We start from the raw sequence: 3,001 nt of genomic DNA on the forward strand, positions 1-3,001 counted from the left end.
ATCCTGCGAAAACCTGCCGACATCCGACACCTACATTGCCAGCGCCTCGGTCGACCTGCTCGGTGAAATCCTGGTCACCGCCGACCGCCACAAGTTCCAGCGCGGCGTCACCAACTATCCGACCATTGGTGACGCCGTCGAGCTGATCAACAGCCAGGAATTGCGCACCATCTACGAGCCAAGCGGCTCTGATCAGATCAATATCGGCACCTTGCAGCAGGATCCCTCGGTCATCGCCTATGTCGACATCGAGGAAATGCTCTCCAAGCACTTCGCCGTGCTCGGATCGACCGGCGTCGGCAAATCGACCGGCGTATCGCTGCTCCTGAACGAGATCCTCAAGTCCCGGCCACAGTTGCGGATCTTCCTGCTCGACGTTCACAACGAATATGGCCGCTGCTTCGGCGACCGCGCGCTGGTGCTCAATCCGCGCAACCTGAAGCTTCCGTTCTGGCTGTTCAATTTCGAGGAGATCGTCGACGTGCTGTTCGCCGGCCGCCCCGGCGTGCCCGACGAACTCGACATCCTCGCCGAGGTCATTCCGGTCGCCAAGGCGATCTATACGCAATACCAGAACGCCGACCGCGTCGGGCTGAAACGCGCCGATCCGAGGGCGGCCGGCTATACGCTCGATACGCCCGTGCCCTACCGGCTGGTCGATCTGATCTCGCTGATCGACGAGCGCATGGGCAAGCTCGAGAACCGTTCGTCGCGCATCATCTACCACAAGCTGATCTCGCGCATCGAGACCGTGCGCAACGATCCGCGCTACGCCTTCATGTTCGACAATGCCAATGTCGGCGGCGACACCATGGCCGAGGTCATCAGCCATCTGTTCCGCCTGCCCTCGCAGGGCCGGCCGATGACCGTGATGCAGCTCGCCGGCTTCCCGGCCGAAGTCATCGATTCGGTGGTCTCGGTGCTGTGCCGCATGGCGTTCGATTTCGGCCTCTGGAGCGACGGCGTCTCGCCGATGCTGTTTGTCTGTGAGGAAGCTCACCGCTACGCCTCCGCCGACCGCAACGTCGGGTTCGGCCCGACCCGCAAGGCGGTGTCGCGCATTGCCAAGGAAGGCCGCAAATACGGCGTGTATCTCGGGCTCATCACCCAGCGTCCCGCCGAACTCGATGCCACGATCATCTCCCAGTGCAACACGCTGTTCACGATGCGCCTTGCCAACGAACGTGACCAGGCGCTGCTGCGTTCGGCAGTCTCGGACGCGGCGGCCAACCTGCTCTCCTTCGTTCCATCGCTTGGAACGCGCGAAGTGCTGGCCTTCGGCGAAGGCGTGGCGCTGCCGACACGGTTGCGGTTCAAGGAAGTGCCGGTCCATCAGTTGCCGCGCGGCGAAGCCACGATATCGACGGTGCCCTCGGCCACCACCGGCCATGACATGCACTTTGTCAGTGCGGTGCTGGAGCGCTGGCGCGGCGCCACGTCGAACCGCGACGTTGCCAACGATCCCGCCGTCGGTACCGCCTCGCGGACCATGGCCAGCGTCGAAGCACCGATGCTGCAGCCGTCGCTAGGGCTCGATCCGGACCGCTTTTCGCTGTTGAAGAAGCCGCTGCGGTAGCAGCCGTTGCGCACCGGTTGTCGCGCCGGCCTCGACAGGCTTTGCGCTTGTCAAAGCCAACGCCTATTGTCGGGGCTTCCCCCGAGCGGAAGCCTCGCCATGACCCAGCCTGATATCTCGCGTTTTCCGGTTCCCGCGATCACGGACCTGCCGGACGATATCCGCAGCCGCCTGCTCGCGGTGCAGGAAAAATCCGGCTTCATTCCGAATGTGTTCCTGACGCTGGCGTTTCGCCCCGAGGAGTTTCGCGCCTTCTTTGCCTATCACGACGCGCTGATGGAGAAGGACAGCGGCCTCTCCAAGGCCGAGCGCGAGATGATCGTGGTTGCGACCTCCAGCGCCAATCAGTGCCAGTACTGCGTGATCGCGCACGGCGCGATCCTGCGGATTCGGGCGAAGAACCCGCTCATTGCCGACCAGATCGCCGCCAACTACCGCAAGGCGGATATCACGCCGCGCCAGCGCGCCATGCTCGATTTCGCGATGAAAGTAAGCCAGGAGGCGCAGCTTGTTTCAGACGCCGATTTTGCCGCGCTCGCGGCCCTCGGATTCAGCGATGACGACATCTGGGATATCGCGGCGATCTCGGCGTTTTTCGGATTGTCGAACCGTCTGGCCAATGTCAGTGCGATGCGGCCGAACGACGAGTTCTATCTGATGGGACGGCTGCCGAAGGCTTGAAGAGCCGGCCAATCACCCTTCATCCGCGGGCCCGCACCAGCCGGGCAGATAAACCGCGTCGTGGCTCTTTGCGAGCGCCAGGCTCTTTTCGATTGCCTTGGCGAAATTGTCTTCGACCACCTTCGTCGAAAGCTTCCGGCGCAGGAAATCGGCCCAGAGAAATTCGCTGAACGGCGTCGTATCCTTGGCAAATCCTCCGATGCGGCGCAATTCGCCGGCAAGGCTGCGGAAAGGATCATCCTTCAATTCCGCGATTGACTTCGGCAGATCCTTGAAATGCCGGCGATCGCCCTTTGCATCATAGGGATAGACCCAGCGCTTGTTGTCCATCACGCCCCAGAAGGCGTCGCGTTCGACCATGCTGAGATCGCCGATCACGGTGACCAGAATATCCTTGACGCCCTCGTCATGCAGGGCGCGCGCCAGGTGATGGTGATCGATGACATAGTACCGATCGTCAGGACCGCACACCACCGGGATCATGTGCTTGCCGAGCGACTCGGCCTGCTTGCTTTTCTTTTGCTCGCGCCAGCGCTTGCGCTTCTCTTTCACCTCCCTCATCCCGACCGTCATCTGGGTCGGTCGAAGCGACAGAATCGGAATCGGATGGATCATCGGTTCGCGCACGGTCGACATGAGCCGGACATCTCCCTGCCGGATTGTGAAATAGGCAACTGTTGCGCGTTCGATTATCGCATGACGGAAGCTGCGTTCAATCGCCTTCGCCCGGCCGGGCACGCAGGA

Annotated in this window: 3 protein-coding genes; 2 read left to right on the forward strand and 1 reads right to left on the reverse strand. The window is 62.1% G+C overall.

Annotated elements, in window-relative coordinates; genetic code table 11:
• Together NEZ08_RS09950 and NEZ08_RS09955 are read left to right on the forward strand one after the other, a co-directional pair.
• On the forward strand, positions 1-1,576 hold a 1,576-nt coding region (locus NEZ08_RS09950), incomplete at its 5' end, for a DUF87 domain-containing protein (RefSeq protein WP_298106447.1).
• A 99-nt stretch (positions 1,577-1,675) separates the two neighbouring features.
• Positions 1,676-2,257 (forward strand): peroxidase-related enzyme, encoded by a 582-nt coding sequence (locus tag NEZ08_RS09955; protein WP_298106448.1) that lies wholly within the window; start codon positions 1,676-1,678, stop codon positions 2,255-2,257.
• Between the two features lie 12 nt (positions 2,258-2,269).
• On the opposite strand, the gene NEZ08_RS09960 is transcribed toward NEZ08_RS09955, so the two are convergent.
• Positions 2,270-2,893: a ParB-like protein gene (locus tag NEZ08_RS09960; protein ID WP_298106449.1), complete on the reverse strand. Its 624-nt coding sequence runs from the start codon at positions 2,891-2,893 to the stop codon at positions 2,270-2,272.
• Positions 2,894-3,001 lie beyond the last annotated feature (108 nt).

The sequence above is a fragment of the Bradyrhizobium sp. genome (assembly GCF_027451485.1).
Classification (GTDB): Bacteria; Pseudomonadota; Alphaproteobacteria; order Rhizobiales; family Xanthobacteraceae; genus Bradyrhizobium.